Source organism: Bacillus kexueae (assembly GCF_022809095.1).
In the GTDB taxonomy this organism is placed as follows: Bacteria; Bacillota; Bacilli; order Bacillales; family Aeribacillaceae; genus Bacillus_BZ; species Bacillus_BZ kexueae.
Window position 1 is genome coordinate 107,588 of the sequence record NZ_JALAZE010000001.1, and the last position, 26,176, is coordinate 133,763.

The following is a 26,176-nucleotide window of genomic DNA, read 5'->3' on the forward strand; positions in this document are numbered from 1 at the left end:
GATTGTTCAATTAGAAACTGTTCTACAGTCTAAAAAACTAAATAGCAAACAAAAAAGCCCATCCAAAAGTGGACGGGAATGACGTTTTAAAGGAATGTTGTTGTGCACTTTTATTTTACATAAAATTCAGCTTCATAACACCTGGTGATTGTTGGAAAGATAAGCAATTTATCTCATATGTAGCTTAAATGAAAAAGTGGAGAAAAACAACACGTTTTTCTCCACTTGCTTCATTTTAGAGACTATTTCTTAAGCCTTTTTCATTTCGATCAGTAAATCATTCGTTTGAATAGCATCTCCGCTCTTCACATAAATGTCTTCCACAACCCCAGCATAAGGCGCTTGGACAGTTGTTTCCATTTTCATTGATTCAGTAATCATCAAATGGTCGCCCTTATTGACTTTTTCCCCTTTTTCTACAAGTACTTTCACAACTGTACCAGGCATTGATGCTCCAATATGACCATCATTTGTAGGGTCCGCTTTTACCTTTTGTGCTACCGTTGATTTGATGCTCTCATCTTTAATCATCACTTCACGAGGTTGGCCGTTTAGCTCAAAATATACGATGCGGGTGCCATCTGCTTGAGGTTGGCCGATGGAAACGAGTTTAACAATGAGCGTTTTTCCTTTTTCAATTTCAACTTCAATCTCTTCACCCAATCGCATACCGTATAGGAATGTCGGAGTATCTAAATTTGATATGTCACCAAATCGCTCAAATGTTTTAATGTATTCTGTGAACACTTTCGGATAAAGAGCATATGCGATTACTTCAAAGCTTGTAACAGGACGTTTTAACATTTGATAGAGTTCTTCCTTTAATGCTTCAAAGTTCACCGGTTCTAGACGTTCACCAGGTCTCACCGTAATCGGCTCACGCCCTTTTAAAATGATACGCTGTAGCTCTTTCGGAAAACCACCATGAGGTTGTCCTAAATAACCGGAGAACAATTCAACGACTGAATCAGGGAAGTCAAGTGTTTCTCCACGCTCATATACTTCTTCTTCCGTCAGATTGTTTTGAACCATAAATAATGCCATATCTCCCACTACTTTTGAAGAAGGCGTAACTTTGACAATATCTCCGAACATATGGTTCACACGAGCATACATTTCTTTTACTTCTTCCCAACGGTCACCAAGTCCAACGGCTTTTGCTTGTTGTTGGAGGTTACTATACTGACCACCAGGCATTTCATGCATGTAAATTTCCGTATGAGGAGCATTCATGCCACTTTCAAAGTCTTGGTAATACTTACGAACCGACTCCCAATAACGAGAAAGTTTTTCTAAGCCATGAATATCTAATTCTGGTTGACGAGGGTGTCCACTTAAAGCGTGATACAACGTATTCGCGCTCGGCTGAGAAGTTAGACCAGCCATCGAACTTACAGCTGTATCAACGATATCCACTCCTGCTTCAATCGCTTTTGCATACATAAAAATTCCGTTACCACTCGTATCATGCGTGTGCAAATGAATAGGAATATCAACCGTTTCTTTAAGTGCTGATATTAAATCATACGCTGCTTGTGGTTTTAATAAGCCAGCCATATCTTTAATACCTAAAATATGAGCACCTGATTGTTCTAGTTCTTTTGCTAATTGTGTGTAATACGTTAAATCGTATTTACGACGCGTCGGATCTAAAATATCTCCTGTGTAACACATCGTAGCTTCCGCAATTTTACCAGTATCGCGAACCGATTCAATCGCCAATTGCATTCCTTGTACCCAGTTTAAGCTATCGAAAATGCGGAATACATCAATTCCCGCATTCGCCGATTTTTCAACGAATTCCTTAATTACGTTGTCCGGATAGTTTTTGTATCCAACTGCATTGGAAGCACGTAAAAGCATTTGTAATAAAACGTTTGGTACTTGTTGGCGAATCGTGAGGAGTCTCTCCCACGGATCTTCTTTTAAGAAGCGGTACGCCACATCAAATGTTGCCCCGCCCCACATTTCAAGCGAGAAAAGATTCGGTAATAGTCTTGCTGTCGGTTCAGCAATCTTCTTCAAATCATTTGTACGAACACGTGTTGCTAATAGCGATTGATGCGCATCACGGAATGTTGTATCCGTAATGAGTACTTTTTCTTGATTCTTAATCCAGTCTGCTAATCCTTCTGCCCCACGCTCATCTAAAATTTGCTTCGTACCCGAAGGAATAGGTTCGGACAGTTTCAATTTCGGTACAACTGGCTTTTCTAAAACTGGCTTTTTCTTTTTCCCGATGCCAGGGAATCCATTTACCGTGACGTTTCCGATATACGTTAACATTTTCGTTCCACGGTCTTTAATTTTCGGAAATACGAATAATTCTGGAGAGGAATCGATGAACGATGTATCATATTCCCCTGAGATGAATTTCTCATGTTTTACGACATTTTCTAGGAATGGAATATTCGTTTTAATTCCGCGAATACGAAACTCTCGTAAGTTACGAAGCATTTTAGCTGCTGCTTGTTCAAATGTTAAAGCCCACGTGGATACTTTTACAAGTAGTGAATCGTAATAAGGTGTGATTACTGCGCCTTGGAAGCTATTCCCCGTATCTAAACGCACACCGAATCCCCCACCTGAACGATAGGCCATGATCTTTCCTGTATCAGGCATAAAATTATTTAATGGGTCTTCTGTTGTTACACGTGACTGAATAGCATAACCATGAGTTCGAATTTCTTCTTGTTGTGGAATTCCCACTTTTTGGCCGTGTAATGAGTGACCTTCTGCAACTAAAATTTGAGTTTGAACGATATCTACACCGGTGATCATTTCAGTAATGGTATGTTCAACTTGAACACGCGGGTTTACTTCGATGAAGTAAAACTCGTCATTAGAAACGAGGAACTCAACCGTTCCTGCATTGACGTATTCTACATTTTTCATTAATTTTACTGCTGCATCACAAATATCAAGTCGTAATGATTCGGATAGCGATACGCTCGGAGCAACTTCGACCACTTTTTGATGGCGACGTTGGACAGAACAATCACGCTCGTATAAATGAATGATATTACCTTCCGAATCCCCAATGATTTGGACTTCAATATGTTTTGGGTTTTCGATTAGCTTTTCGACATATACTTCATCGCTTCCGAATGCTGCTTTCGCTTCGGATTTTGCACGTTCGTAAGATTCCTTTAAACCCGCTTCACTACGGACTATACGCATGCCGCGTCCGCCACCACCGAGCGCTGCTTTTATAATAAATGGATAGCCATATTTTTCACCAAATTGAGCTACCTCTTCTAAACTTTGTACTGGGCCATCACTACCAGGAATGACTGGAATTCCAGCTTGTACTGCTTGATGTCGCGCTTTCACTTTGTCTCCAAACATATCTAAATGTTTCGTCTCAGGCCCAATGAAAATAATTCCCTCTTCTTCGCATCGCTTGGCAAAGTGGATATTTTCGGATAAAAACCCGTACCCAGGGTGAATCGCATCTACTCCGTTATTTTTCGCAATTTCAATGATTCCCTCAATATCTAAGTAGGCATCAATTGGTTTTTTCCCTTCCCCTACTAAGTAAGCTTCATCCGCTTTGTAACGGTGATAGGACCCAGAGTCTTCTTTTGAATAGATGGCAACTGTTCGGATATTTAGCTCATTACATGCACGAAAAACACGTATCGCAATTTCTCCACGATTGGCCACTAACACCTTTTGAATCTTTCTTTGCGACATATAAATCCCCCTTACACTTCTTCAATGATCTATTTCAATTATTGGTATAACACATTTATAAAAATTATAACATTATAATCAAATTTGTGACATACTTATTTTAAATAGTATATCCTTTATGTTTTGAATTTACAGGTTGCAAACCTTTTTTCTCTTTATATTCTTCTCGATAATTAACAAACATGGACACATTGACTAAAATCCCCATGGATAGCATTAACAAAAGTAAAGATGAACCTCCATAACTGATAAACGGAAGCGTAACACCAGTAATCGGAATTAGGCCTGTGAGTCCGCCTAAATTAACGCCTGTTTGAATAGCAATCATACTTGAGATTCCAATGGCAATTAACGAACCGAACGCATCCTCACACTTCCGAGCAATAGCTAATCCCTTCAAAACAATAAACGCAAGCAAGGTTAAAACAAAAAGAACCCCAAAAATTCCAAGCTCTTCCGAAATAATAGCCATAATAAAGTCAGTATGTGATTCAGGTAAGTAACCATACTTTTGTACACTTTCACCTAACCCTAGTCCACTTAATCCACCTGAGCCAATTGCTATATAAGAATTCACGAGTTGGAACCCCGAATATAATTCATCTGCAAAAGGATCCGTGAAGCCTACAAAGCGAGACAGCCTTGCCTCGTTAAAAATCGTATCCTTTTTTAAAATAATAATTGGACTTAAAATTGTCATCATACCAAAGGCAACGCCAACAAGTCTCATAATGCTTTTTAAGGCCATTCCTGAACAAACGATCATTGCGGTTGCAATCATGGCAATAATAAACGCCGTACCTAAGTCTGGTTGCAACATGACAAGTACAACGATGATGCACGTAAATACAACTGGCGGCATAGCCCCTCTTCCGAATTCATCTATGTAAGATTGTTTCTTTTCATAAATAGCCGCTAAGTAGAGGATTACGGATAACTTAACGAATTCACCAGGCTGAATAGCTCGTCCAAACAATTGGAACCAACTTTGAGCTCCTCCTGCAACGTGACCAAAAATGAAAAGTAAGCTTAAGAGTAAAATTGATCCAAAAAATAACAATCGTAGAAATTTACCATCTAAGTATATGCGATAAGGGATAAACATCGTTAGTAAAAATGCGACCGTACCAATAATGAGTGCATTTAATTGTTTTTTAAAAAAGAAATCACTCGGCAAGTCATATCTAGCAACTGCTGTGATCATACTTGAACTATACACCATAATCAGGCCAAATATACAAAGCAAAAAAATAGCCAGTATTAACGTATAATCATAAGATTTCATGATTTTTTTAAACATCTTTCATCTTCCTTATCTTCTAAGTAATTCCTGATGTTATTATTGTACTATTAATTCACTTCTAAATGGTAAATTCATTATTAAATTGTACAAATTTCATACAAAAGTCATTCACACTTTAGTACACGAAAGAGTTTCTTATCATTATAAACGGAAAGTTGTAAATATACAATGAAAAATTGTATAAAACAGATGATTTTTTAGATTTTTCAAACTATTTTGTAACCGCTTTCCTCTTAACTAAAAGTCTTGTCTTTCCTTTGGTTTGGAAAGAGGTAGCGTCCTCCGTTTGATTCCATACATTAACAACCTTTAGTAAAGCCAAAAATAAAAAACTCAAACCAAATCGGTCTGAGTTTTATTTACTCGTAAATGCCTCATGCAGTGCTGATAATTCACGCTCAAGTGTATCCAATAACGATTTTCCTTCTTCTTCTTTAATTAAGCCAAGTCTTACAGCAAAATCGATTTCACGTGATAAACCGAACATTTGTGTATCTAAAACCTCTTCGTATAGAGGACATTGAGGCATCGTTAAATTATCCATTTGCACTTTAATTAATTTCATTATTTTTTCAGCATCTGCCTTTAGGAGTGCTAAGGCTTTCTCACGGTGATTAATCGCAGTCTCAGACGCCAACATAATCCCTCCGTTCTGGTGCGCGATATCTACTCTATCTATTAATATTAATGGTAAAGATGGAAAATTGCAAGAAATCCTTTTGACGATTTTATGAAGATGTATATGTGAAGAAACCTTAAAATATACTGAGAGAATGTTCCTCAGAAATCATCTCTAATAATTTACAACCCGCTATGCTATTTCCTCTTTCATCGAGTGCCGGACCATAAACTCCTATCCCATACTTATTCGGAACAATCGCCAATATACCACCCGCTACCCCACTTTTTGCTGGGATTCCAACTTTTATTGCAAACTCACCAGAAGCGTTATACATTCCACAAGTGACCATAAAGGTTTTGCAAAGACGGGCTATTCGTTCAGGGATAACTTGCTCTTTCGTATCCGGATGTACCCCGTTTAAAGCTAGAACGGCCCCTATTTTGGCCAGGTCATAACAATTCATTTCAATGGCACATTGCTTCGTATAAACTTCCATTAACGCTTCTACATCCCCTTCGATGATCCCGTGTTCTTTTAAAAAATAACACATGGATCTGTTTAACCAGGCATGGTTAAATTCAGACCTCGCAACTCGCTCACAGACGGAAACGGACGAGTTATTGGTCAATGTTTGAATAAAAGCAAGCAATCGTTCAATCTTCTCATCTTTTGTCTTCCCTTTTATCATATTTGTCACCGCCAATGCACCAGCATTGATCATCGGATTTAATGGCTTTGAAGGCTTGATCGTCTCTAATTTTGCAATGGAATTAAACGGATCTCCTGTCGGTTCCATTCCTACACGATTAAATACGTACTCTTGTCCATGATCCATTAATACTAAGGCTAGCGATAATACTTTGGAAATGCTCTGGAGAGTAAAAGTCGTCTGTACTTCCCCGGCTTTTAAACAAGCCCCTTCAACAGAGTAAATGGCGATGGATAAGTCGGCCTTGTTGGCTTCTGCTAAGGCAGGAATATAGTCGGCCACTTTTCCATTCTTCGTTAACGTTTTCGCTTTATTAACTAGCTGTGTTAAATGGTTGTCGTTTTGACAGATCATCTCTTCAAGCTCCTTTTTATCACTTCGATATCGTTAGTATGGTCATTCATGTGACAAAATTTGCGAAAGCGCTTATACTGTTAATCAAGGAAATTTTTAAGCCAACATTTTGGAGGGTATACATATGAAGGGGATTATTCCAATTATCGGTAACGTAAAATTTTCGATTACACTTGATCCTGGCGTTTGGATTTTTGATGATCGGAAAATCGATTTAGATACGTATTTTGAAACAGAAGAAGCACATACGGATTTAATGGAAGAGTACATTGAAAAAACAGCGAAGCATTGGGAACGTGAAATTCGAGAGGGTGCAGTATATCCCCCTACTCTTAAGACAGAACGGAAGTACGAAAAGGAAAAAGTGTTAAACGGAACGTTTGGCATTCATTTAGAACCATTCATCCAAAATGCTCAACCACTCGATGGAGCAAATAAAATAAAGTTTCATACACTAGACGATACGATTGAACTTTCATTAGAAAATGTTTCGAATGTCGTTTTAGCTTTCAGTAAAAAAGGAAGACCATTAGTGGATGACGGTCCGGTTCATCTTTATTTTGCCGATGGCTCAAACCGCCAGAATCCGGTGAAAAACATCCAAAAAATCGAGATTTCGTAACACTCAAATAAGAAAAGTGCAAAGCGCAAGTCCTAAGTCGAAGGGCTCTGGAGGACCTGCGAGGAGGGTTCCGTCTCCAAAGCAGGGCCGAAGCGACCCGAGCTGATGCCGCTTGGAGCTAGACACCAAAAAAAACGGTAAAGAGAATACTTTAACACTTTATTGAACTTATACTTTCTGTAACATAAAAGTAGAAGAGGCTGCCCGATTAGTGCAGCCTCTTTTTTATTCAGTTAATCTCCTCCGGTGACGGACACTTTAAGCGGGCACGGTCTGTCTAGTTTCGCCCTAACCATTTTAAACAACTTATCCGATGACGAAACCACTTTTGAATAAAATCCTTAGAGCAGATCCGCTGCTAATTGAGCGAGTCCAGATCTTTCTCCTTTAATCAATTTAATATGCCCCGCGATTGATTGGTCTTTAAATTTCTCAACTACATATGTTAATCCGTTATTGTATTCATCTAAATACGGGTGGTCTATTTGGGCAGGATCCCCCATGAGGACAATTTTACTTCTTTCTCCTACCCTCGTTAAAATAGTTTTCACCTCATGCTTCGTTAAATTTTGCGCTTCATCGATAATAATAAATTGTTCTGGAATGCTTCTCCCTCTTATATACGTCAATGCTTCAACTTCAATCGATCCCATGCCTGCTAAAATAGCATCGAGCTCCCCTGGCTTTTTCGTATTAAATAAAAACTCTAAGTTATCGAATATCGGTTGCATCCAAGGCCTTAATTTTTCTTGTTTCTCACCTGGCAGAAAGCCAAGATCTTTTCCAACCGGTACGATTGGTCGAGCAACGAGCAATTTTTTGTATTCACCTAAATCTTCCGTTTGCATCAGCCCAGCAGCTAATGCAAGAAGTGTTTTTCCTGTTCCAGCCTTTCCGATTAACGTGACGAGAGGTAAATCGGTCCGAAGCAATAATTCTAAAGCCATCGTTTGCTGCACATTACGTGGTCGAATCCCCCATATATGATCGTAATCAAATACGAGCCTTTTCACTTTTTTACCCGATTTATCTACAATTCCTATGGCCGATGCGGATCCCCCAAGCGCATCTTTCATTAAAATAAATTGATTCGGGTAAAAAGGGTGATTTGTGATTTCAGATAGCACCAATTCATTATTTTCGTAAAAGCGGCTCAAATTTTCACCACTTATGTAAAGGTCTAAGAAGCCTGTATAAATGTGGTCAACAGTTGTTACACGGTCGCTTAAAAAGTCTTCCGCAACTAATCCGAGAGCATCCGCTTTTACTCGAACGAGGGCATCTTTACTCACCAATATTACGGTCCTACCGTCGGCTTTCGATTCTTCTTCCAAAGACAAATTTTTTGCCACAGCCAAAATTCGGTTATCATTCGTTTTTTCAACAAAAATATCTTGAAGTTGATGAAAAGACCGATGATTTAGTTCAATGCGAAGGGACCCTCCGTTTGGAAGAGGTATTCGTTCGTGAAGTCTACCAATTTCACGCATTCGATCAATCAACTTGGATACTTGCCTTGCATTTCTACCAATTTCATCCATATATCGTTTTTTTGAGTCTACTTCTTCTAGTACAACAGCGGGTATTACGACTTCATTGTCGTGAAAGGAATAAATGGCATTCGGGTCTTGCAACAGTACATTCGTATCTAACACGTAGACCTTGCCCAATCTTCCGCCTCCTGCTCCGATTATTTTAGGGAGAAAATCATCTTGAACCAAAGCTTGGAAAAGTCTTTAATTGCTAAAATATATGTATTTGTGCATAAAGATAGAAGGTTTATTAAACAATATTTATAAAACCGCTCTAAAAAGGAGTGTTATTATGCGCTTACTATTAATTGCAGCTATTCTTAGCATCACCTCCCTTCAAGCTTGTTCAGCTAATGAAAACACTCGTGGGGATGTACCTAAAGAATACGAAGATCGTGTTATTAAGGTAAAAGATTCCGTAACGGAAAAAGTAGATCGAAAAACAGGACAACAAATTGCCCAGCATTTAGTCGAGTTAGCTAGACGAAATAAAGAAGTACAAAATGCTACCGCAGTAGTCCTTGGGCAATATGCTGTAGTTGGAATTGACGTCAATGAAAAATTAGAACGTTCGAAAGTTGAATCTGTCAAATACTCCGTTGCTGAAACTTTAAAGAAAGATCCATATGGAGCTAATGCCGTTGTCGTTGCAGATCCAGATACGAATCAGCGAGTTCGAAACATTGCGAAAAGCATTGAGGACGGGCGACCAATCGGTGGACTGTTAGATGAATTAGCTTCTATTGTTGGACGACTCATGCCTGATATACCGAGTGATATCATTGACAATCAAGAAAAACAACCAACTAACCAAAATAACGACCAGCTAAATGAAGAACAGCAAAATGAACTGGAAAATAATCAACAAAAGCAATCAAATAATGAAATGAAAAACTGATCGTAAAACACGAAAAGCTTAGCCTACGAAATCGTAGACTAAGCTTTTTTCATTGCATCTAATACTTGCTGGTCCAGCTTTGCGGCAGCTTTTTCATCATAAGTTTTTTCGTATGTTGGTACTTGTGCAATTTTCGAACCGTAAAACATGACATCACGCACTTCAGAAATACGCATTTCTAATAGAGCTAGCTTAAGCGGTACACCTTCAAGCTTTTCAACCTTCACATGCGTGTGTCCTAAAACGGCATATGTAGTTTCATTTGCCCACAATGTGATCACGCTAGACGGATGGTTTCGAATGTTCTCTACAATTCGTGAACGGTTATCAACACAAATATAAACACGCTCACGGTCAGGAGCAAATACCCAAGAAATAGCCGATACGTTCGGCGCACCTGTCTCATGATCAATAGTCGATATCGTGACATATCGTTCTTGTTGCAGATGATCGAATAATGGATCGATTAGCGACGTTTCAATATTGTTATTCGCCATGTTTCCACCCCCAAGAACTTCCTTATTTCCATCATACATGGTTACTCGGTACAATTTCAATAAATTTATTTCGTCTGATGAAATTATCATGGTATACTTTTAAACAAAGATGTAGAAAACCCACATTATTTACCAATGTGATTAAACATTTGAAGTCCTTTAAAAGAAAGGTTTGAACGAAATGAGAGTTAAATGTTCTTTATGTGATAAAATTCAAACGATTGATGACGAAACGCTTTTAGCTAAACGGCTGCGAAACCGTCCTATTCATACATATATGTGCGAAAATTGTCACGAGCGGATCGCAAGACGAACAAAGGAGCGAATTGCTACGGGCAATTTCAAGCTTTATCGTGACAAAAAATTAGAAGACCATTGGTCATAAGTCAAAGAAACCAAATAAAAAGGTGAATGAGATGTCTACTTATCTCATTCACCTTTTTTGTTACAAGAACTTTTCGGGTTCCTGCTCCATTTGTGCAATCATCGTTTCAGCTAGTTCCTTTGGAAATCGAAAAGAAGATGGTTTATCTTCTTTTATGAAATGTACAACATACGATTCAGGAAGTCTCTCAATTGAAAGATGACTCACTTGATGATCTTCTGTAAGTATCGATTGAAAAAGAGAATACGTTTCTTCTGCTGCTTCATCATGAGGTCGCTTCTCGACAACGAGTTTAATGGTCAACCAATTATAGATTACATCTTGTAACGATCTCATGAGTTCGCTTCTCTTTCCTCCTTTTTCGTTCGATATAGGCGGATTTTATAAATAATTAAAATGAGGGCGGCAACGACTAACCCTTCTGCTACCGGTAGAAAAACTCCTAAAAACGTTAAAACCGAACAGCCAAGCGCTAAAAAGAAATAAATGATGGCTGATTTTAAAATCGGTAACTTTTTAGCAAAGCCAAGTTTGTATACGACAATTGATAGAACTAAAATTGTAATATAAAGCATCCACATTCCAAGGTCTGGTTGCTCATCTACTTTAAACAACGCTGCAAAAAAGGAGAGTCGTTGTTGAACGTCCATCGTAATTCCACCTCCAACACTACAATTACGCTTTTTCTGCTAGTTTTTTCTTTTTCGCTACTTTTTCACGCTCATTTTTGTCTAAGATTTTCTTGCGAAGTCGAATGGATTCAGGTGTAACTTCACAATACTCATCGTCATTCAAATATTCTAGTGCTTCTTCTAATGACATAATGCGAGGCTTTTTCATGCCAACTGTTTGTTCTTTCGTTGCAGAGCGAATGTTCGTTTGTTGCTTCACTTTACACACATTGACGACTAAGTCGTTTTCTCGAGTATGTTCACCGACAATCATTCCCGCATAGACGTCTGTACCTGGCTCAATAAAAATCGTTCCGCGGTCTTCCACTCCTTGAATTCCGTAGGAAGATGCTTTTCCATTTTCCATTGAAATTAGGACTCCTTGACGACGGCCACCTACTTGCCCTTTTTGCATCGGTTGATAGCTATCAAAGGAATGGTTGATAATGCCGTAACCTCTTGTTAAAGACAAGAACTCAGTCGAATACCCAATTAAACCTCGTGATGGAACCATGAAAATGAGGCGCACTTGACCATTCCCGTTATTGATCATGTCAACCATTTCGCCTTTTCGCGCTCCTAATGATTCCATTACAGCCCCTGTATATTCTTCTGGCACATCTACTTGCACGCGCTCAACAGGCTCACAACGCACACCATCAATCTCTTTGACAATAACCTCTGGCTTTGATACTTGAAGCTCATAACCTTCACGACGCATATTTTCAATTAAGATGGATAGGTGTAATTCGCCGCGCCCAGATACAATCCATGCGTCTGGAGATTCCGTTTGTTCAACACGTAAGCTCACGTCTGTCTGCAATTGTTGTTGAAGGCGCTCTTCAATTTTTCGTGAAGTTACATATTTTCCTTCACGTCCCGCGAAAGGACTGTTATTTACTAAGAATGTCATTTGTAATGTCGGCTCATCAATACGTAAAACTGGTAGTGCTTCTTGATGATCGACAGGACAAACTGTTTCACCTACATTAATGTCTTCCATTCCAGATACGGCTACTAAGTCCCCTGCTTTCGCTTCTTCAATTTCAATGCGTTTTAACCCTTGGAAACCGAACAGCTTCGTTACACGGAAATTTTTCACCGTACCGTCAAGTTTCATTAATGACACTTGCTGACCAACTTTCATCGTACCTCTAAAGACACGACCAATCCCAATACGTCCAACATAATCGTTGTAATCTAATAACGCTACTTGGAATTGTAACGGTTCATCAGAATTATTGATTGGGGAAGGAATGTGTTCAACAATAGAATCAAATAAGCATTGCATATTCTCTTCTTGTTTTGTCGGATCTGGGTCTAGGCTTGCAGTACCATTAATGGCCGATGCGTATACGACTGGGAATTCAAGTTGATCGTCGTTAGCGTCAAGCTCGATAAACAGTTCAAGAACCTCATCAACGACTTCTTCAGGGCGAGCAAAATCACGGTCAATTTTATTCACGACAACAATTGGTGTTAAATTTTGCTCAAGCGCTTTTTTTAATACGAATCGAGTTTGCGGCATACAACCTTCGTAAGCATCCACTACTAACAGAACGCCGTCTACCATTTTCATAATTCGCTCGACTTCACCACCGAAGTCCGCATGACCAGGTGTATCTAAAATGTTAATTCTCGTATCTTTATATTGAATCGCAGTATTTTTCGCTAATATTGTAATTCCACGTTCTCTTTCTAAATCATTCGAGTCCATTGCCCGATCTGCTACTTGTTCATTTTCACGGAATGTGCCCGATTGATGCAATAATTGGTCCACGAGTGTCGTCTTTCCGTGATCGACGTGGGCGATAATGGCAATATTTCGTAAATCAGTTCTACGTTCCACAATTTCATCTCCTATCAAGGAAAGCGGTGGCTCTTCCATGCTGCAAGAACAACGAGCCATCACACCTAACTCTCCTCAAAATCTATAAATAAACCTACGATATTATATCATACTACAGTAGAAAAAAAGAAACTTTTTCGCTAAACTGGAAATAACAACATGAAAAGGGGATGTCCATATGAAAAAAGAGAAAGTTGTTCTTCTTCTTTTTGCCTTTTTAGCTGCATTCTGTATGGTATTAATCGGGTTTGCCATCGGTGCCAAAAGTTTAGTCGGAATCATCTTATCAATAGTAGCTGTAATTGCTGTATTCGGCTTCGGCTTTTCATATAAAAAGAAGCTCCGTGAAAAAGGGCTATTATAAGATTAACGTACATAATTTAGTGCTCTTTTCACAACAAAGTAGCAATCCATTCTTCTAATAAGAAAAGTGCAAAGCGCAAGTCCTTAGGCGAAGGGCGCTTTAGGACCTGCGAGGAGGCTTCCGTCGCCACAGCAGGGCCGAAGCGACCCGAGCTGATGGCGCTTAGAGCTAGACACCCAAAAAAACGGTAAAGAGAATCCTTTAACACTTTATTGAACTTAAACTTTCTGTAACAATAAATAAAAATAACCCCAAGGTCGCTTAGCATTCTTGGGGTTATTTTTTTACTTTATGATATATATTCATCATTTCGTAAAGTGATCTTTCAAGTACTTCTCCATCACTTGTTGGTGCACGTTTGGATTAGCTACAAAAATACTCGATTTTTTCAAAAAATCAATTTCGTTACCTTCAAGTGTCGTAGCAATTCCCCCTACTTCTTCTACAATGACGACTCCCGCAGCAATATCCCAAGGAGATAATCTCATGGTAATATAGCCATCCAGTCTTCCCGTTGCCACATACGCAAACTCTAAGGCAGCTGAACCGAATGAACGCGTTCCACGAGCTTTTTTAACAACGGGAGCTAATATGGTAGGGTCGATTCGTTTATTTTCAATTACCCATGTCGCATTAATCGCTAAAATGGATTCTTCTAGTATTGTATCACGTGATAACTTCGGTAATGGCGTCTCATTCATGTATGCACCTTGGCCTTTTACAGCATGATAAAGTTCGTCATGGACAACATCATATATTAGCCCAATAATCCCTTTTCCGTCTTCGTAAATCCCGACGGATATACAAAAATTTCGTTGCTGATGAACGAAATTCATTGTTCCATCGATTGGGTCAATAATCCACACAATTCCATCTAATGTCGTTAGTTCATGCCCTGCTCCCTCTTCACCTAAAATTTTATGATCAGGAAAGTGCGTGCGAATTTTTTCACACAAGTAAGCTTCTACTGCTTGATCGATATCTGTGACCAAATCATTTGGATTCGATTTCGTATGTATCGATAATGTTTTTTCAAAGGAACTACGTATCATCTTTCCCGCTTCATAAACCCATTCCTTTGCATGTTGGTCAATTTCTTTCCAATTATTCATCCTTCACCCTACCTTTTCCATTTCACTTTCTTTAAGGATACTTGATGAATTTAATTAAAATCAAGTTTCGTATGTACCGGTCTTCGGAAAAAACGAACCTTTCCTTGAAGGTTCGTTAACAATCCTATTTAGTAAGACGTAGCCATTCATTTCTCAGCTTTTCTAATTTTTTGATACATTGTTTTTTCTTGTCTTCGTTCTTTTCCTCCATCGCGTCGAACAATGTCGCTAACTCGTAGTCTAATTCTAGCCGTATGATATTAATCTTTTTCTGTTTATCAAACTTTTGATTTCCCCTGACGACCTGCTTCATTAACTCTTCTCCCCTTTCATCATTTTTCACGGTATCACCTTCGACTTTTGGCTTTTTGTTTCTATATCGTATGAAAAATGAAATATAGTTGGTACATCCATCTGAAATTTGTGCGTTTACCTATTAATTTTTTAATACCAATGTGACATGGTTGTTAAACATAGTTATTATTATGTTAAAATATTTATAAAAAAGATGTTGTCCATATTTTTTGGAAACGAATGAGAATAGAAAGAGAGGATTTATTTATGTCATTTAATGGGTTTTTAGAACAAGATTTTGAAACGTTTCATATTGAAGGTCTTGAAGAACGGATGGAAGCGATTCAGGAACGGATTCGACCAAAGTTCCAAGCGATTGGGGACATTTTAACACATGACCTTTCGACAAAGATTGGCAATGAGATGTATTTGCACATCGCCAAGCACGCAAGAAGAACGAAAAATCCACCGAAAGATACATGGTTAGCCATTTCTCATCATAAACGCGGATACAAACAGCATCCTCATTTTCAGGTCGGTTTATGGGATGATCATGTCTTTTTATGGCTTGCCTTCATCTACGAAGCACCTAATAAGACAGAGATTGCTCAAACCTTCCTACATGAAATAGATTTTGTAAAAAAGACGATCCCAGAGACGTTTATGATTTCAAAGGATCATACGAAAAACGAAGCATTTCCAATGAATGAGGATACATTGACTAAAACGTTAGAACGTTTTCGCGATGTGAAAAAAGGAGAATTTTTAGTAGGTCGACAAATTGCAAAGAACGATCCGATATTAAAAGATCCAGATGCGTTTTTAAAAATGACGGTAGATACATTCCAGCAACTCATACCTTTATATAAACTATCATATGAGACAATTTACACTTCATGACAGAAATCGCGCCAGACTTAAAACAAATGATCCTTTGAGGCTCATTTGAATGAAACCATAAAAAATCCGCGATGATTGCTCATTCCTTTTGCAACCTTCGCGGATCTTTTTAAACTTAGTGATTTTTGCATTCTTACGTCATTTTAATAAACGTTCCATCTTCCGCTTCACGTGTTTTTTTCACAACATGATACGAAGAATAATTGCTTACTTCTTGAAATTCTGCAAAAATCTTTTTTTCTTCTGCTTTACTAGGGACAATTTCCTTAAATCTACGGTAAGACGTTAACATATCTTCTCTTGAAATGCCCTTTTCATATGCCTTTTCGATGTTTTCGAAAAACTTAATGACATCGATAATTTCTTGTGTAGACCAATCTAATGAAATTGGGTATGAATAATCCATGATGCTTACTCACTCCATCTATGTATTTATATTTTGCCTTTAACATGACCACTTTGTTCGTATTTCATCCGCTTCTTTGAGCATCCGTGAAAATAGTTCATCCACTGTTGGAATGTCGTGGATGCGTCCAATGATCTGGCCAGCCCAGGCAAATCCTTCACTTATTTTACCATCATGTATAAACTTTTTGTTGACTTCTCCACTAATTAAATCTTTTAATTGCTCATATTTTCCGCCTGAACCTTCAACATCTATAATTTTATCCGTCCACTCTGTGTGAAGTGCTCTTGCCGGTGCTCCGATGGAACGCTTAATGACAATCGTATCTGTTTCCGACAAATTCACAAGCGTTTCTTTATAAATAGGATGCGCATGTGTACACTCTTTTGTAGCAATAAATCGGGTCCCCATTTCAACCCCCTCTGCTCCAAGTGCAAACGCCGCCATTAAACCTCGTCCATCTCCAATCCCCCCAGAGGCAATGACCGGGATCGAGACAGCATCTACGACTTGTGGAACTAATACAAACGTTCCGACATCATCCTTTCCTAAATGCCCGCCGCCTTCCTGCCCAACAACCATAACTGCATCTGCACCTAACTCTTCTGCTTTTACAGCTTGACGTTTTGAAGCGACAAGCACGAGTTTCTTTACTTTTACATTTTTCAATTGTTCAAATAAGGGCGCAGGATTCCCGCCCGTTACCGAAATTACCGGAACCTCCTCTTCGATCGCTACTTCCACCATATGTTGAAATGGACGACCATGTTGGCCTATAGCAAAATTTACTCCAAACGGATTTTCTGTTTTGTCACGAACTTTTCGTATTTCTTCCCTTAACTTATCGGGGGATTCGAGAGACATAGCGGTAATTTGACCAAGCCCGCCAGCATTGCTTACTGCGGCTGCAAGGTCTGAATAAGCTAAGTACGCCAAGCCTCCTTGGATGATTGGATAGCGTATGTTCAATAGTTCTGACACCCTCGTTTTCCACATTCATTTCCTCTCCCTTCTAAAACCATTATTCTTAATTTTAAGAACTGATTCCTGCTAAATTTTCATGAAAAAAATTTTCTTTGCAAACAATAGTGAAAGTGCTATAATTCATTTGTTTTATGTCATGTTATTGACGATTTATTTTTGAACAATAAAGGTGGGAAAACGAATTGTCTCAATATGAAACACCGTTATTTACGGGTTTATTAAACCATGTGAAAAAGAATCCGATTCAATTTCATATACCTGGACATAAAAAAGGGGCAGGTACCGCTCCAGAATTTCGTGAGTTTATCGGACATAACGCCCTATCGATTGACCAAATTAACATTGGACCGTTAGATGATTTACATTCGCCTCATGGCATTATTAAGGAAGCGCAGGAATTAGCTGCACAAGCGTTCGGCGCTGATTACACATTTTTCTCAGTACAAGGAACGAGCGGAGCCATCATGACAATGGTCATGACTGTCTGTGGACCTGGAGACAAAATTATCGTTCCTCGAAATGTTCACAAATCGGTAATGTCTGCCATCGTATTCTCAGGTGCTATCCCAGTCTTTATTCACCCTGAAGTAGATAAAGAATTAGGGATTTCGCACGGGATAACAATTGATTCTGTCAAGAAAGCGCTAGAGCAAAACCCAGATGCAAAAGGACTGCTCGTCATCAATCCGACGTATTTCGGTGTTTCAGCCGATTTAAAAGTCATTGTAGAACTTGCTCATTCATATGGAGTACCAGTTCTTGTTGATGAAGCTCATGGTGTTCATATTCATTTCCATGAAGATCTCCCTTTATCCGCCATGCAAGCAGGGGCAGATATGGCTGCTACAAGCGTGCATAAATTGGGCGGTTCAATGACGCAAAGTTCCATCTTAAATGTCAAAGAGGGATTGGTTTCAGCACAGCGCGTCCAAACCATTTTAAGTATGTTGACGACGACATCGACTTCCTACTTGCTACTCGCATCTTTAGATACGGCACGTAAACAACTAGCTACTGTCGGACATGAATTAATTGGTCACGCCATTTCATTAGCTAACAAAACGAGAAAGGCTATTAACGAAATCGATGGATTATATTGTGTCGGAGAGGAAATCGTCGGATCAAAAGCAGCTTACGATTACGATCCAACAAAATTGATTATTTCAGTAAAAGGTTTAGGCATTTCCGGATATGACGTTGAATTATGGTTGCGTGAGCACTTCCAAATTGAAGTGGAGCTTTCGGATTTATACAACATTTTATGTATTATTACACCGGGTGATACAGAGGAAGAAACATCAACGCTAGTTGAGGCACTTACTAAGCTAGCGGCTGAGTGTGAGAAACGAAATGAAAACACAGTTCAGCCAGCTGTATTATTGCCAGATATCCCTGTATTGGCACTGACACCACGTGATGCTTTTTATGCGGAGACAGAGGTCGTTCCGTTTAATGAGTCAGCAGGACGCATTATCGCTGAATTTATCATGGTCTATCCTCCAGGCATTCCAATTTTTATTCCTGGAGAAATTATTACAGAAGACAATTTAACTTATATTAAGAAGAATTTAGAAGCAGGTTTACCGGTACAAGGACCTGAAGATCCGACACTCCAATATTTACGTGTTATTAAAGAACATAAAGCAATCAAATAATGCATTTGACTTTAAAATTGGTACATTAGGGGCTGTACAAAAAAGTACGGCCCCTTTTTAGTTGTTTTCTTATCAATTGTTGGGCATTAAACCATTTTTCCGTTCCAGACTTATGATTTTCTCAGAGGCCTCGATCTTTCTCTAGAATGGCTACATGAAATTAAAACGGCAGCTGATTTTCAGCTGCCGTTTTTTCGAGGCTAATGCCCCATTCCCCTTTTAATTTATATAATACCCCTTGTTATTTCCCATCCCGAAAAATTCATAGAAATTACTTTTCTTCTAAAGACATATCATTTTTATCGTCGCAATGATTGCAAGTTCCATATAAAGTAGTTACTTTTTCATCTTCAAAAATATCAATTGTGTGATTACATGTTTGACATACGATTGTTCCCATTTCCATTCCCCTTTTCTGTGGAATTTTAAAAATGAAAGCGGTTAATGTTTTTGTTAATTTAATAATAATATGTCACATTAATTCCGTCAAGCCTAAATTGTATGTCACAATTAAATTATTTTGATGGTATCGATACCTTGTTGTTTGTTGTTTATGTGGAACACTTAACATCGTGCTTTAGAACCGTGCTTCTTCAACCCATAGATTCAAATCACTTCATTCCACAAAATAAAAACTCCCCTATTTAGATAATAGCTATGTATTTTTTAGACTGTTTTCGTATAGATTGTTACTTTATCAATCATTTTTAAAATGAATTCTGAACATAGTGCTACGGACACATGCTTTCCTCTACATCCCGCGAGTCAAGTCGCTCCATTTCGAAGGGAGAAAAACGATTTTCAACAATATATTTTATATACACGAAAACCAACTATCCTTTAGAAAGAGCCTTATTATTCATTTAATTTTCGACATAAAAATAAAAAGAGACCGATTTTAAACACGGTCTCTTACGATTATTTATTTGAAGCAAATTTAAAGTGAGTTCTCTTATAGGTTCTTATACAAATAGTCACGAAGGGTGGACTCTTTCCGCGGCCACGACACGACCTCGTTACTGCCTCTATCGCTACACGAACGACTATTGGGAAGTGCCGTCCTTTCGGTTCAAGAATTCCATTATTCGTATTGAGTTTCAAAAGGAATCATTGGGAATGCGTCTGTTAAGAAAGATGCCAATTCAGAAGCGTTTGTTTTGGAAGGAAGATTAAATAGTTTTTGGAGATGTTCGAGATCTTCTAAGTCTTTTAAATCAAGAAGCGTAGAACGTCCTGTCTGCATGCAAATAACAAGTGGCTTTCCGAAAAATAGGTGCGTATAGACAACACCGAAATCATACCTTGCTTCATCCGTCATAAAACCAATGAATCGAACATTTACACGTTCTGTTTCATCATAAAATTTTTCAACCAACGTACCCTCCTCCTTTCCGAGCACTTTCTTCTATTATATTAAATAGTGTGCATTTTTTCAAATTTTCTGCATTTTAGTTGGCACATTATCTCTATACCCCTTACAATAGAATTATCTATAGATTCATGTAGATAAAGGCTGTTTTCAATTAATTGAATTTGTTATGAAGGGAAGGGCCAGCCAATCGAGTTTCACCTCCACATTCCTAGTAGTTGCTCCCGAAGAAGCGTTGCCTCTAGATTTCCGTATTTCATCCATCACAATGTTTACGAAACAGCCTTAATTAAAAATGGAATTGTTGAGAAAAGGTGGGGATTATTATTGGTTCAAGAAGCAAGAATTTTTATTCCGATGAATGATGAAAAAGTATCACTAGCAGATGTAATAGAACTCTTTACGTATTATCAAGAAATTACACGTAAAACGGGAGAACAGTTGAATTTTGCCTATGAAAAAAACGCATTCCCCTATGAAATTAAAAATGTCGACAACCGATACCTAATTTTATCTTCCACTTTAGACCTTTATCACAAAATTTACGTAGGCTTCGAAAACGACTCAACACTTTTATTTCGCCTCTCTCAGCGATCAACACACGGGGACAAAGCAAAAGCTGTTGAATTTTGTAAGTTTTTTGCAAAAAAATTAAAAGCTAGACTTCAGCTTTTTAACGGAAGAACGATGTATTTTTGACACCCATTCGTTGAATACTGTTCTTATCTGCTCATTCCTGTTAAAATGATGATTGTCCGACAAAGAGAAGGAGGATATCATCATGAAAAAGAAATCAGTGTTTTTTTTATTCATCATTAGTGGTGTTTTCACGTTGTTAACACCATTTATGTTTAAGACACAATTTATGAGTCCACCAGTACATAAGGAAGCCTACTTTGGCGCACCAATACCATTTTTCTATTCACCGTTTGATTTTCCACAAGATCAAGGACAATACCCTTTAGTCGTTCCGTTTGAATTAAGCGAAGCAACATTTTCATTTGTTCCATTTTTATTTTCATTTTTAAGTTTCTTTCTTTTTTTTCTAGCTCTTTATTATATCATTGCCCGTTTCTTCCGATTCGGTGGTTATATTCAAAAAAAATCAAATGAATAGGGGACGTTTATCCCCTATTCGTTTCTCATCAGTCATTCATTTGTGATTTGGCGCGGATCAGCAAACTCATATCCTTTTTCTCTCAACCCGTTCACAATATCTGTTAACGCCTCATAGGACCACTTTCTATCATGCATAAGTAATATTGCTCCATCCCTCAATAATGGAGTATTGACCATAATTTCCGCAATTCTCTCTTTCGTCATGTATTCCTTTTCCCAATCGTAACCGTAAGTCCAATTCATTGTGATCATACCTTCTGATTGAGCTGTATTTATACTTGTTTCGGTATTCACGCCAAATGGAGCTCGGAAAAATTTAGGTTTTTCTCCCGTTAATTCAACAATTGTATCATTTAAAGTAACGATTTGATTCACTTGCTGGTTCTCCGGTAACTTCCGCAAATTTTCATGCCCTACTGTATGGTTTCCAACGACAAAGCCAAGGTCGACTATTTTTCGCAATACTTCCTTTTCTTCCTCTTCATCAAGAAAATGGCCGTTTACGAAAAAAATGGCTGGTACATTCAATTCGTGTAAAACGTTTGCCATTTCTAACGCATATTGGTCAGGTGCATCATCTATCGTTAATAATACATATTTCCCTTGATCTTCTGACGATTTTTTCTTCAAGGTCCACGTACTTTGATCAACGGTAAAAGAAGCTTCTTTTTTTGGTTTGACGATTTCTTTTTCAGTTAATTCTTTTTCCTTCATATCTGGCATCGATTCCTCGATATGAATCGTTTCATCTATTGGTGGTTCAGGTTCTTCTTTTGCATTGTTTTGACAGGCAACGAGCGACAATGTGAGTAAAAAGATGAGAAGTAACCTCAATCCAATCACCTCCAAATTTTCCTTAATTTATTGTTATATAGGATTTTCCCTTCACGATTATACAGATAAATGTTACACTATAGGACGTGGACTACGCCTGTATCATATAGGAGGTTATACTATGAGAAACAGGTTTACGCCCGTGTTTATTTTTTCTGTCATCGTTGCAGGACTATTTATCATTTGGGGGTCGATTCCTAAATCTTTGCTCCCCAATTGGAATTTAGATAACGTAACGTTACAGATTCACGGGTTTATTATCCAAAAATTTGGCTGGTTTTATTTATTAGCCGCAACATCATTTTTAATGTTCTCCATCGGTCTTATCTTCACAAAGTACGGATCGATAAAATTAGGACCAGAAGACTCCGAACCAGAATATCCCTTTCTAACATGGTTCGCCATGCTGTTTAGTGCGGGGATGGGAATTGGACTAGTTTTCTGGGGCGTAGCCGAGCCAATGTACCATTATTCAGCACCACCTATTGGTGAAGGGTATACAGATGATTCTGCAAAATTAGCCCTTCGTTATGCATTCTTTCATTGGGGATTGCATCCTTGGGGAATATATGCTGTAATTGCGCTCGCATTAGCTTATTTTACATTTCGAAAAAATGAAAAAGGTGTAGTCAGTAGTATTTTAAGACCATTATTTGGAGAGCGTATGAACGGAATACTTGGGATGCTCGTTGATTTTGTCGCCGTGTTTGCAACCGTATTTGGCGTTGCTACCTCACTTGGATTTGGAGCAATTCAAATTAGTGGTGGTGTATCCTTTTTATTCCCGAATGTATCAAATAACTTTATGACACAGATGGTTATCATCATCATTGTCACCTTCTTGTTCATGATTTCTGCCCAAACAGGATTGAACAAAGGGATTAAGTATTTAAGTAATTTAAATGTGATCTTTGCTATTTTATTATTAGTCTTTTTACTCTTTGCTGGACCGACGAACTTTATTATGGATTTATTTACGACAACGTTAGGTTCATATTTGCAAAACTTGCCGTCCATGAGTTTTCGTATGACACCATTCAATACTGAAAATACATGGGTACAAGATTGGACCATTTTCTATTGGGCTTGGTGGATTGCATGGGCACCGTTTGTCGGAACATTTATTGCACGAGTATCAAAGGGACGTACTATTCGAGAATTTGTGATTGGTGTTCTCGCTGTTCCAACGCTGTTTGGTGCGTTATGGTTTTCAGTATTTGGTGGAGCTTCGATTTATTTAGAACATTTTCTAGACATTCCAATTTTACAACAAATGTCCGAAAATGGAATGGAAGTTGCCTTATTTAGCGTACTTGAAAACTACCCGCTCGCTCGTATAACAGCTGGTTTAGCCATTTTATTAATCAGCACCTTCTTTATCACTTCAGCAGATTCAGCGACCTTTGTACTTGGAATGCAGACGACTAACGGAAGTTTAAACCCACCCCGTTCAATTAAATTTATTTGGGGAATTATCCAATCTGCTGCCGCTCTTATCCTCTTATATTCTGGAGGGTTACAAGCGTTGCAAAGAGCTTCGATTATTGCAGCATTGCCTTTTGTGGTGATCATGATTTTAATGGTCATATCATTAGCAAAATCATTAGGGCAAGAAAAGATTGTCCAATACAAAGTGGTTCAAAAGGAAGAAAAAGTGCGTTCGTCCTAAATAATACGAGCAGTTTCAATTAGAAGCTGCTCGTTTTATTTTTTTGGTATTTCTGTATGAATGGTCGATTATTGGTCATTTAATGCTGAAATACTTATAGTGAATAGTAGTGACTCCTATAGGATGAGTACCACGTCCAGTCGAGCTAATGAGTTGTGGAAAGGTCCTCTGCTAAAAGCGGTCACGGACTGTGTCCAACGCAGAGGCCAACACATTCTGTGCAAAGTCGGAAACCGATCACCTTTCGCACGTAATAATATAACTCCAAACAACTATCTTCTTTTTTAATTGATAAAGCTTATGCTTCAGGTTTCTAAATTATTTTTCATTTTTGTAACAAATAAATGACATTGATTGGAAACTCTCTTCCGTGTGATAAAATATCAGTAATCACTTTAGTCATAATGTCCTATCTAATATAGTAAAACGAGGTGGATGAGGTTGCGAATTGTAACCGTTTCCCTATTAATGCTCCTTTTTGTCTCAGGGTGTCAAGCCAATACACAAACAGGGAATGAACAACAATTCAACGGTCGTCATATTCTTTTTTTTACTGATGTCAAAACGATGAGTGAAGAAGCTGTTTATTACGATGCTCTCCTTCAGCTAAAGGCTGATTATCCAGATGAAATCGACAATATGGTCGTCATACAAGCTTCTCACAATACTGAAGAACCTTTTAATATTAATACGTACCCTTCTTTAGTCATCGTTGAAGATAACGCGATTGTCGTACATATTAAGGGAGAAATTGACTCAAAAGAAACCATTATTACAGAAGTGCATAACGCGCTAAATCATTGATTCATAAGCGCTTTGGACCTGAAATGAAGAAGATTGTTTCATCCAGGTCCGAAGTGCGCCAAAGATAAACATTACATGACAATAAATTTGATTAATATAACAAAAAGGTGTCTGTTTGCCTATGGAAACAGACACCTTTTCTTCTTAATTCGATGTTAATACTTTTTCGATTCGCTCTAGCGCCCAATTTAGTTCTTCTCTTGAAATCACTAATGGTGGAGCAAAACGAATGACCGTTTCATGCGTTTCTTTACAAAGAAGTCCTTCTTCTTTTAACTGCTCACAATATGGTCTTGCCGCTTCAGTTAGTTCCACTCCAATAAATAACCCTTTTCCTCGAACTTCTTTAATGACAGGATTATTAATTTTCTTTAAGCGAGTTATAAAATACTCTCCCAACTCCAGCGCTCTTTCAGGAAGCTTTTCTTCTGTCAACACATCTAATGCTGCCATAGATACGGCGCATGCTAATGGGTTTCCTCCGAACGTTGATCCGTGTGAGCCTGGATTAAAAACGCCAAGTACATCTTCGTTCGCGGCTACACATGAAATCGGGAACACTCCTCCACCTAGCGCTTTCCCTAAGATATACATATCTGGTTCAACATTTTCCCAATCACAAGCGAACATTTTTCCAGAACGGCCCAGCCCTGCTTGGATTTCATCTGCGATAAAGAGGACATTCTTTTCTTTACAAACATCGTAAGCTTCTTTTAAGAAGCCTTCTTTCGGAATGTTAATTCCTGCTTCCCCTTGAATAGGTTCTAATAAAAATGCAGCGGTGTTTTCTGTAATTGCTGCTTTTAAAGCCTCGATGTCACCGTATGGAATTAATTTAATTCCTGGTAGCATAGGACCAAAGCCACGTTTATATTCTTCTTCTGATGAAAGGGAAACTGCTGTCATCGTGCGACCATGAAAGTTTCCTTCACACGCAATGATTTCTGCACGATCATTTTCTACACCTTTCACATCATAAGCCCAGCGACGCGCCGCTTTAACCGCTGTTTCTACCGCTTCTGCCCCTGTATTCATCGGTAAAACCATGTCTTTTTTCGTCAATTGTGAAACTTTTTCATACCATGGGCCTAGTTGGTCATTATGAAAAGCACGAGAAGTTAATGTAATTTTATCTGCTTGTTCTTTCAGTGCTTGAATAATTTTGGGATGGCGATGCCCTTGGTTCACAGCTGAGTAAGCACTTAACATATCCATATATTTATTACCTTCTGGGTCTTTTACCCAAACACCTTCTGCCTCCGAGATGACAATTGGAAGCGGGTGATAGTTTTTAGCTCCATACTTTTCAGTTTGTTCAATGATTTGCTTCGTTTTCGGTAGTACTGTCACGACGTAAAACCTCCTTAAGTTATCTACTTATATTCTTGCAATAATCGTGCCAACCATCACAACCTTTGTTTTCCACCTTTTCCAACCGTTTAACGCAATTTTATTTTGCACTTTCGCCAAAAATTTTGGCACTAATACGCAAAATTGTTTTGCACTCTGAACGATACATATGTAAGAT

At 38.3% G+C, this 26,176-nt stretch carries 27 protein-coding genes; 10 read left to right on the forward strand and 17 right to left on the reverse strand.

Annotated elements, in window-relative coordinates; all coding sequences use genetic code 11:
- Positions 1 to 249 precede the first annotated feature (249 nt).
- From pyc to glsA, 4 genes are all read right to left on the reverse strand, one after another.
- Positions 250 to 3,696, reverse strand: coding sequence for a pyruvate carboxylase (gene pyc / locus ML543_RS00630; RefSeq protein WP_243385206.1), 3,447 nt, complete (start codon positions 3,694 to 3,696; stop codon positions 250 to 252).
- 100 nt (positions 3,697 to 3,796) lie between these two features.
- Positions 3,797 to 4,996: an FtsW/RodA/SpoVE family cell cycle protein gene (locus tag ML543_RS00635; RefSeq protein ID WP_243385207.1), complete on the reverse strand. Its 1,200-nt coding sequence runs from the start codon at positions 4,994 to 4,996 to the stop codon at positions 3,797 to 3,799.
- Positions 4,997 to 5,354: 358 nt separating this feature from the next.
- Entirely contained in the window at positions 5,355 to 5,636 is a 282-nt protein-coding gene (locus ML543_RS00640; RefSeq protein WP_243385895.1) for an Fpa/YlaN family protein, read from the reverse strand.
- A gap of 118 nt (positions 5,637 to 5,754) precedes the next feature.
- Positions 5,755 to 6,684, reverse strand: coding sequence for a glutaminase A (gene glsA / locus ML543_RS00645; RefSeq protein WP_243385209.1), 930 nt, complete (start codon positions 6,682 to 6,684; stop codon positions 5,755 to 5,757).
- A 124-nt stretch (positions 6,685 to 6,808) separates the two neighbouring features.
- Between glsA and ML543_RS00650 the strand changes: the two genes are divergently transcribed.
- Positions 6,809 to 7,306, forward strand: a complete 498-nt coding sequence (locus ML543_RS00650; protein WP_243385210.1) for a peptidyl-prolyl cis-trans isomerase — start codon at positions 6,809 to 6,811, stop codon at positions 7,304 to 7,306.
- Positions 7,307 to 7,647: 341 nt separating this feature from the next.
- Here ML543_RS00650 and ML543_RS00655 read toward each other — a convergent pair whose 3' ends face one another.
- On the reverse strand, positions 7,648 to 8,976 hold the full coding sequence (locus ML543_RS00655; protein WP_243385211.1) for a PhoH family protein: 1,329 nt from the start codon (positions 8,974 to 8,976) through the stop codon (positions 7,648 to 7,650).
- 154 nt (positions 8,977 to 9,130) lie between these two features.
- Here ML543_RS00655 and ML543_RS00660 point away from each other — a divergent pair, with 154 nt between their 5' ends.
- A complete protein-coding gene (locus ML543_RS00660; RefSeq protein ID WP_243385212.1) occupies positions 9,131 to 9,736 on the forward strand; it encodes a YhcN/YlaJ family sporulation lipoprotein in 606 nt (201 codons plus the stop codon).
- Positions 9,737 to 9,774: 38 nt separating this feature from the next.
- Here the strand turns inward: ML543_RS00660 and ML543_RS00665 are convergent, their stop codons facing one another.
- Positions 9,775 to 10,233: a pyridoxamine 5'-phosphate oxidase family protein gene (locus ML543_RS00665; RefSeq protein ID WP_243385213.1), complete on the reverse strand. Its 459-nt coding sequence runs from the start codon at positions 10,231 to 10,233 to the stop codon at positions 9,775 to 9,777.
- A gap of 181 nt (positions 10,234 to 10,414) precedes the next feature.
- Between ML543_RS00665 and ML543_RS00670 the strand changes: the two genes are divergently transcribed.
- On the forward strand, positions 10,415 to 10,618 hold the full coding sequence (locus ML543_RS00670) for a YlaI family protein (protein ID WP_243385214.1): 204 nt from the start codon (positions 10,415 to 10,417) through the stop codon (positions 10,616 to 10,618).
- Between the two features lie 60 nt (positions 10,619 to 10,678).
- Here ML543_RS00670 and ML543_RS00675 read toward each other — a convergent pair whose 3' ends face one another.
- Genes ML543_RS00675 through typA form a run of 3 tightly spaced genes read right to left on the reverse strand, consistent with a single transcriptional unit; the run spans position 10,679 to position 13,138 of the window.
- Positions 10,679 to 10,954, reverse strand: a complete 276-nt coding sequence (locus ML543_RS00675) for a hypothetical protein (protein WP_243385215.1) — start codon at positions 10,952 to 10,954, stop codon at positions 10,679 to 10,681.
- Positions 10,951 to 11,268 (reverse strand): YlaH-like family protein, encoded by a 318-nt coding sequence (locus ML543_RS00680; RefSeq protein WP_243385216.1) that lies wholly within the window; start codon positions 11,266 to 11,268, stop codon positions 10,951 to 10,953. The genes ML543_RS00675 and ML543_RS00680 overlap by 4 nt, the downstream gene beginning before the upstream one ends.
- 25 nt (positions 11,269 to 11,293) lie before the next feature.
- Positions 11,294 to 13,138 carry a translational GTPase TypA gene (typA, locus tag ML543_RS00685; RefSeq protein ID WP_243385217.1) on the reverse strand — a complete coding sequence of 615 codons (1,845 nt, stop codon included), beginning with the start codon at positions 13,136 to 13,138 and terminating at the stop codon, positions 11,294 to 11,296.
- 178 nt (positions 13,139 to 13,316) lie between these two features.
- Here typA and ML543_RS00690 point away from each other — a divergent pair, with 178 nt between their 5' ends.
- Positions 13,317 to 13,502, forward strand: coding sequence for a DUF5325 family protein (locus ML543_RS00690; RefSeq protein ID WP_243385218.1), 186 nt, complete (start codon positions 13,317 to 13,319; stop codon positions 13,500 to 13,502).
- 305 nt (positions 13,503 to 13,807) lie between these two features.
- Here ML543_RS00690 and ML543_RS00695 read toward each other — a convergent pair whose 3' ends face one another.
- Both ML543_RS00695 and ML543_RS00700 read right to left on the reverse strand, forming a co-directional pair.
- Positions 13,808 to 14,614, reverse strand: coding sequence for an inositol monophosphatase family protein (locus tag ML543_RS00695; protein WP_243385219.1), 807 nt, complete (start codon positions 14,612 to 14,614; stop codon positions 13,808 to 13,810).
- A 124-nt stretch (positions 14,615 to 14,738) separates the two neighbouring features.
- Positions 14,739 to 14,927 carry a hypothetical protein gene (locus ML543_RS00700; RefSeq protein ID WP_243385220.1) on the reverse strand — a complete coding sequence of 63 codons (189 nt, stop codon included), beginning with the start codon at positions 14,925 to 14,927 and terminating at the stop codon, positions 14,739 to 14,741.
- Between the two features lie 248 nt (positions 14,928 to 15,175).
- On the opposite strand from ML543_RS00700, the gene ML543_RS00705 reads away from it, so the two are divergent.
- Entirely contained in the window at positions 15,176 to 15,808 is a 633-nt protein-coding gene (locus ML543_RS00705) for a YktB family protein (protein WP_243385221.1), read from the forward strand.
- 133 nt (positions 15,809 to 15,941) lie between these two features.
- Here ML543_RS00705 and ML543_RS00710 read toward each other — a convergent pair whose 3' ends face one another.
- Together ML543_RS00710 and ML543_RS00715 are read right to left on the reverse strand one after the other, a co-directional pair.
- On the reverse strand, positions 15,942 to 16,214 hold the full coding sequence (locus ML543_RS00710) for a UPF0223 family protein (RefSeq protein ID WP_243385222.1): 273 nt from the start codon (positions 16,212 to 16,214) through the stop codon (positions 15,942 to 15,944).
- 39 nt (positions 16,215 to 16,253) lie between these two features.
- Complete coding sequence (locus ML543_RS00715; protein WP_243385223.1) at positions 16,254 to 17,210, reverse strand: NAD(P)H-dependent flavin oxidoreductase; 957 nt, start codon at positions 17,208 to 17,210, stop codon at positions 16,254 to 16,256.
- Positions 17,211 to 17,380: 170 nt separating this feature from the next.
- Here ML543_RS00715 and ML543_RS00720 point away from each other — a divergent pair, with 170 nt between their 5' ends.
- Entirely contained in the window at positions 17,381 to 18,853 is a 1,473-nt protein-coding gene (locus tag ML543_RS00720) for an aminotransferase class I/II-fold pyridoxal phosphate-dependent enzyme (protein ID WP_243385224.1), read from the forward strand.
- A 271-nt stretch (positions 18,854 to 19,124) separates the two neighbouring features.
- On the opposite strand, the gene ML543_RS00725 is transcribed toward ML543_RS00720, so the two are convergent.
- Complete coding sequence (locus ML543_RS00725; RefSeq protein ID WP_243385225.1) at positions 19,125 to 19,253, reverse strand: GapA-binding peptide SR1P; 129 nt, start codon at positions 19,251 to 19,253, stop codon at positions 19,125 to 19,127.
- Positions 19,254 to 19,934: 681 nt separating this feature from the next.
- On the reverse strand, positions 19,935 to 20,171 hold the full coding sequence (locus ML543_RS00730) for an SAV0927 family protein (RefSeq protein ID WP_243385896.1): 237 nt from the start codon (positions 20,169 to 20,171) through the stop codon (positions 19,935 to 19,937).
- A 408-nt stretch (positions 20,172 to 20,579) separates the two neighbouring features.
- Here ML543_RS00730 and ML543_RS00735 point away from each other — a divergent pair, with 408 nt between their 5' ends.
- Together ML543_RS00735 and ML543_RS00740 are read left to right on the forward strand one after the other, a co-directional pair.
- Positions 20,580 to 20,921: a DUF1885 family protein gene (locus ML543_RS00735; RefSeq protein ID WP_243385897.1), complete on the forward strand. Its 342-nt coding sequence runs from the start codon at positions 20,580 to 20,582 to the stop codon at positions 20,919 to 20,921.
- 82 nt (positions 20,922 to 21,003) lie between these two features.
- Positions 21,004 to 21,339, forward strand: a complete 336-nt coding sequence (locus ML543_RS00740) for a hypothetical protein (RefSeq protein ID WP_243385227.1) — start codon at positions 21,004 to 21,006, stop codon at positions 21,337 to 21,339.
- Between the two features lie 32 nt (positions 21,340 to 21,371).
- On the opposite strand, the gene ML543_RS00745 is transcribed toward ML543_RS00740, so the two are convergent.
- A complete protein-coding gene (locus tag ML543_RS00745) occupies positions 21,372 to 22,184 on the reverse strand; it encodes a polysaccharide deacetylase family protein (RefSeq protein ID WP_243385228.1) in 813 nt (270 codons plus the stop codon).
- 112 nt (positions 22,185 to 22,296) lie between these two features.
- Here ML543_RS00745 and ML543_RS00750 point away from each other — a divergent pair, with 112 nt between their 5' ends.
- Together ML543_RS00750 and ML543_RS00755 are read left to right on the forward strand one after the other, a co-directional pair.
- Positions 22,297 to 23,844, forward strand: a complete 1,548-nt coding sequence (locus ML543_RS00750) for a glycine betaine uptake BCCT transporter (protein WP_243385229.1) — start codon at positions 22,297 to 22,299, stop codon at positions 23,842 to 23,844.
- Between the two features lie 435 nt (positions 23,845 to 24,279).
- Positions 24,280 to 24,648: a hypothetical protein gene (locus ML543_RS00755; protein WP_243385230.1), complete on the forward strand. Its 369-nt coding sequence runs from the start codon at positions 24,280 to 24,282 to the stop codon at positions 24,646 to 24,648.
- A gap of 144 nt (positions 24,649 to 24,792) precedes the next feature.
- Here the strand turns inward: ML543_RS00755 and ML543_RS00760 are convergent, their stop codons facing one another.
- Positions 24,793 to 25,998, reverse strand: coding sequence for an ornithine--oxo-acid transaminase (locus ML543_RS00760; protein WP_243385231.1), 1,206 nt, complete (start codon positions 25,996 to 25,998; stop codon positions 24,793 to 24,795).
- Positions 25,999 to 26,176 lie beyond the last annotated feature (178 nt).

Bases quoted from the DNA above. Each gene is read 5' to 3' on its own strand.
- ML543_RS00690 (WP_243385218.1), top strand. From the start codon at position 13,317: ATGAAAAAAGAGAAAGTTGTTCTTCTTCTTTTTGCCTTTTTAGCTGCA.
- ML543_RS00700 (WP_243385220.1), bottom strand. From the start codon at position 14,927: ATGAAGCAGGTCGTCAGGGGAAATCAAAAGTTTGATAAACAGAAAAAG.
- ML543_RS00710 (WP_243385222.1), bottom strand. From the start codon at position 16,214: ATGGATTATTCATACCCAATTTCATTAGATTGGTCTACACAAGAAATT.
- ML543_RS00660 (WP_243385212.1), top strand. From the start codon at position 9,131: ATGCGCTTACTATTAATTGCAGCTATTCTTAGCATCACCTCCCTTCAA.
- ML543_RS00750 (WP_243385229.1), top strand. From the start codon at position 22,297: ATGAGAAACAGGTTTACGCCCGTGTTTATTTTTTCTGTCATCGTTGCA.
- ML543_RS00735 (WP_243385897.1), top strand. From the start codon at position 20,580: ATGAATGATGAAAAAGTATCACTAGCAGATGTAATAGAACTCTTTACG.
- ML543_RS00755 (WP_243385230.1), top strand. From the start codon at position 24,280: ATGAGGTTGCGAATTGTAACCGTTTCCCTATTAATGCTCCTTTTTGTC.
- ML543_RS00665 (WP_243385213.1), bottom strand. From the start codon at position 10,233: ATGGCGAATAACAATATTGAAACGTCGCTAATCGATCCATTATTCGAT.
- ML543_RS00695 (WP_243385219.1), bottom strand. From the start codon at position 14,614: ATGAATAATTGGAAAGAAATTGACCAACATGCAAAGGAATGGGTTTAT.
- ML543_RS00725 (WP_243385225.1), bottom strand. From the start codon at position 19,253: ATGGGAACAATCGTATGTCAAACATGTAATCACACAATTGATATTTTT.
- ML543_RS00715 (WP_243385223.1), bottom strand. From the start codon at position 17,210: ATGTGGAAAACGAGGGTGTCAGAACTATTGAACATACGCTATCCAATC.
- pyc (WP_243385206.1), bottom strand. From the start codon at position 3,696: ATGTCGCAAAGAAAGATTCAAAAGGTGTTAGTGGCCAATCGTGGAGAA.
- ML543_RS00650 (WP_243385210.1), top strand. From the start codon at position 6,809: ATGAAGGGGATTATTCCAATTATCGGTAACGTAAAATTTTCGATTACA.
- glsA (WP_243385209.1), bottom strand. From the start codon at position 6,684: ATGATCTGTCAAAACGACAACCATTTAACACAGCTAGTTAATAAAGCG.
- ML543_RS00705 (WP_243385221.1), top strand. From the start codon at position 15,176: ATGTCATTTAATGGGTTTTTAGAACAAGATTTTGAAACGTTTCATATT.
- ML543_RS00670 (WP_243385214.1), top strand. From the start codon at position 10,415: ATGAGAGTTAAATGTTCTTTATGTGATAAAATTCAAACGATTGATGAC.
- ML543_RS00740 (WP_243385227.1), top strand. From the start codon at position 21,004: ATGAAAAAGAAATCAGTGTTTTTTTTATTCATCATTAGTGGTGTTTTC.
- ML543_RS00675 (WP_243385215.1), bottom strand. From the start codon at position 10,954: ATGAGATCGTTACAAGATGTAATCTATAATTGGTTGACCATTAAACTC.
- ML543_RS00635 (WP_243385207.1), bottom strand. From the start codon at position 4,996: ATGTTTAAAAAAATCATGAAATCTTATGATTATACGTTAATACTGGCT.
- ML543_RS00680 (WP_243385216.1), bottom strand. From the start codon at position 11,268: ATGGACGTTCAACAACGACTCTCCTTTTTTGCAGCGTTGTTTAAAGTA.
- ML543_RS00730 (WP_243385896.1), bottom strand. From the start codon at position 20,171: ATGACGGATGAAGCAAGGTATGATTTCGGTGTTGTCTATACGCACCTA.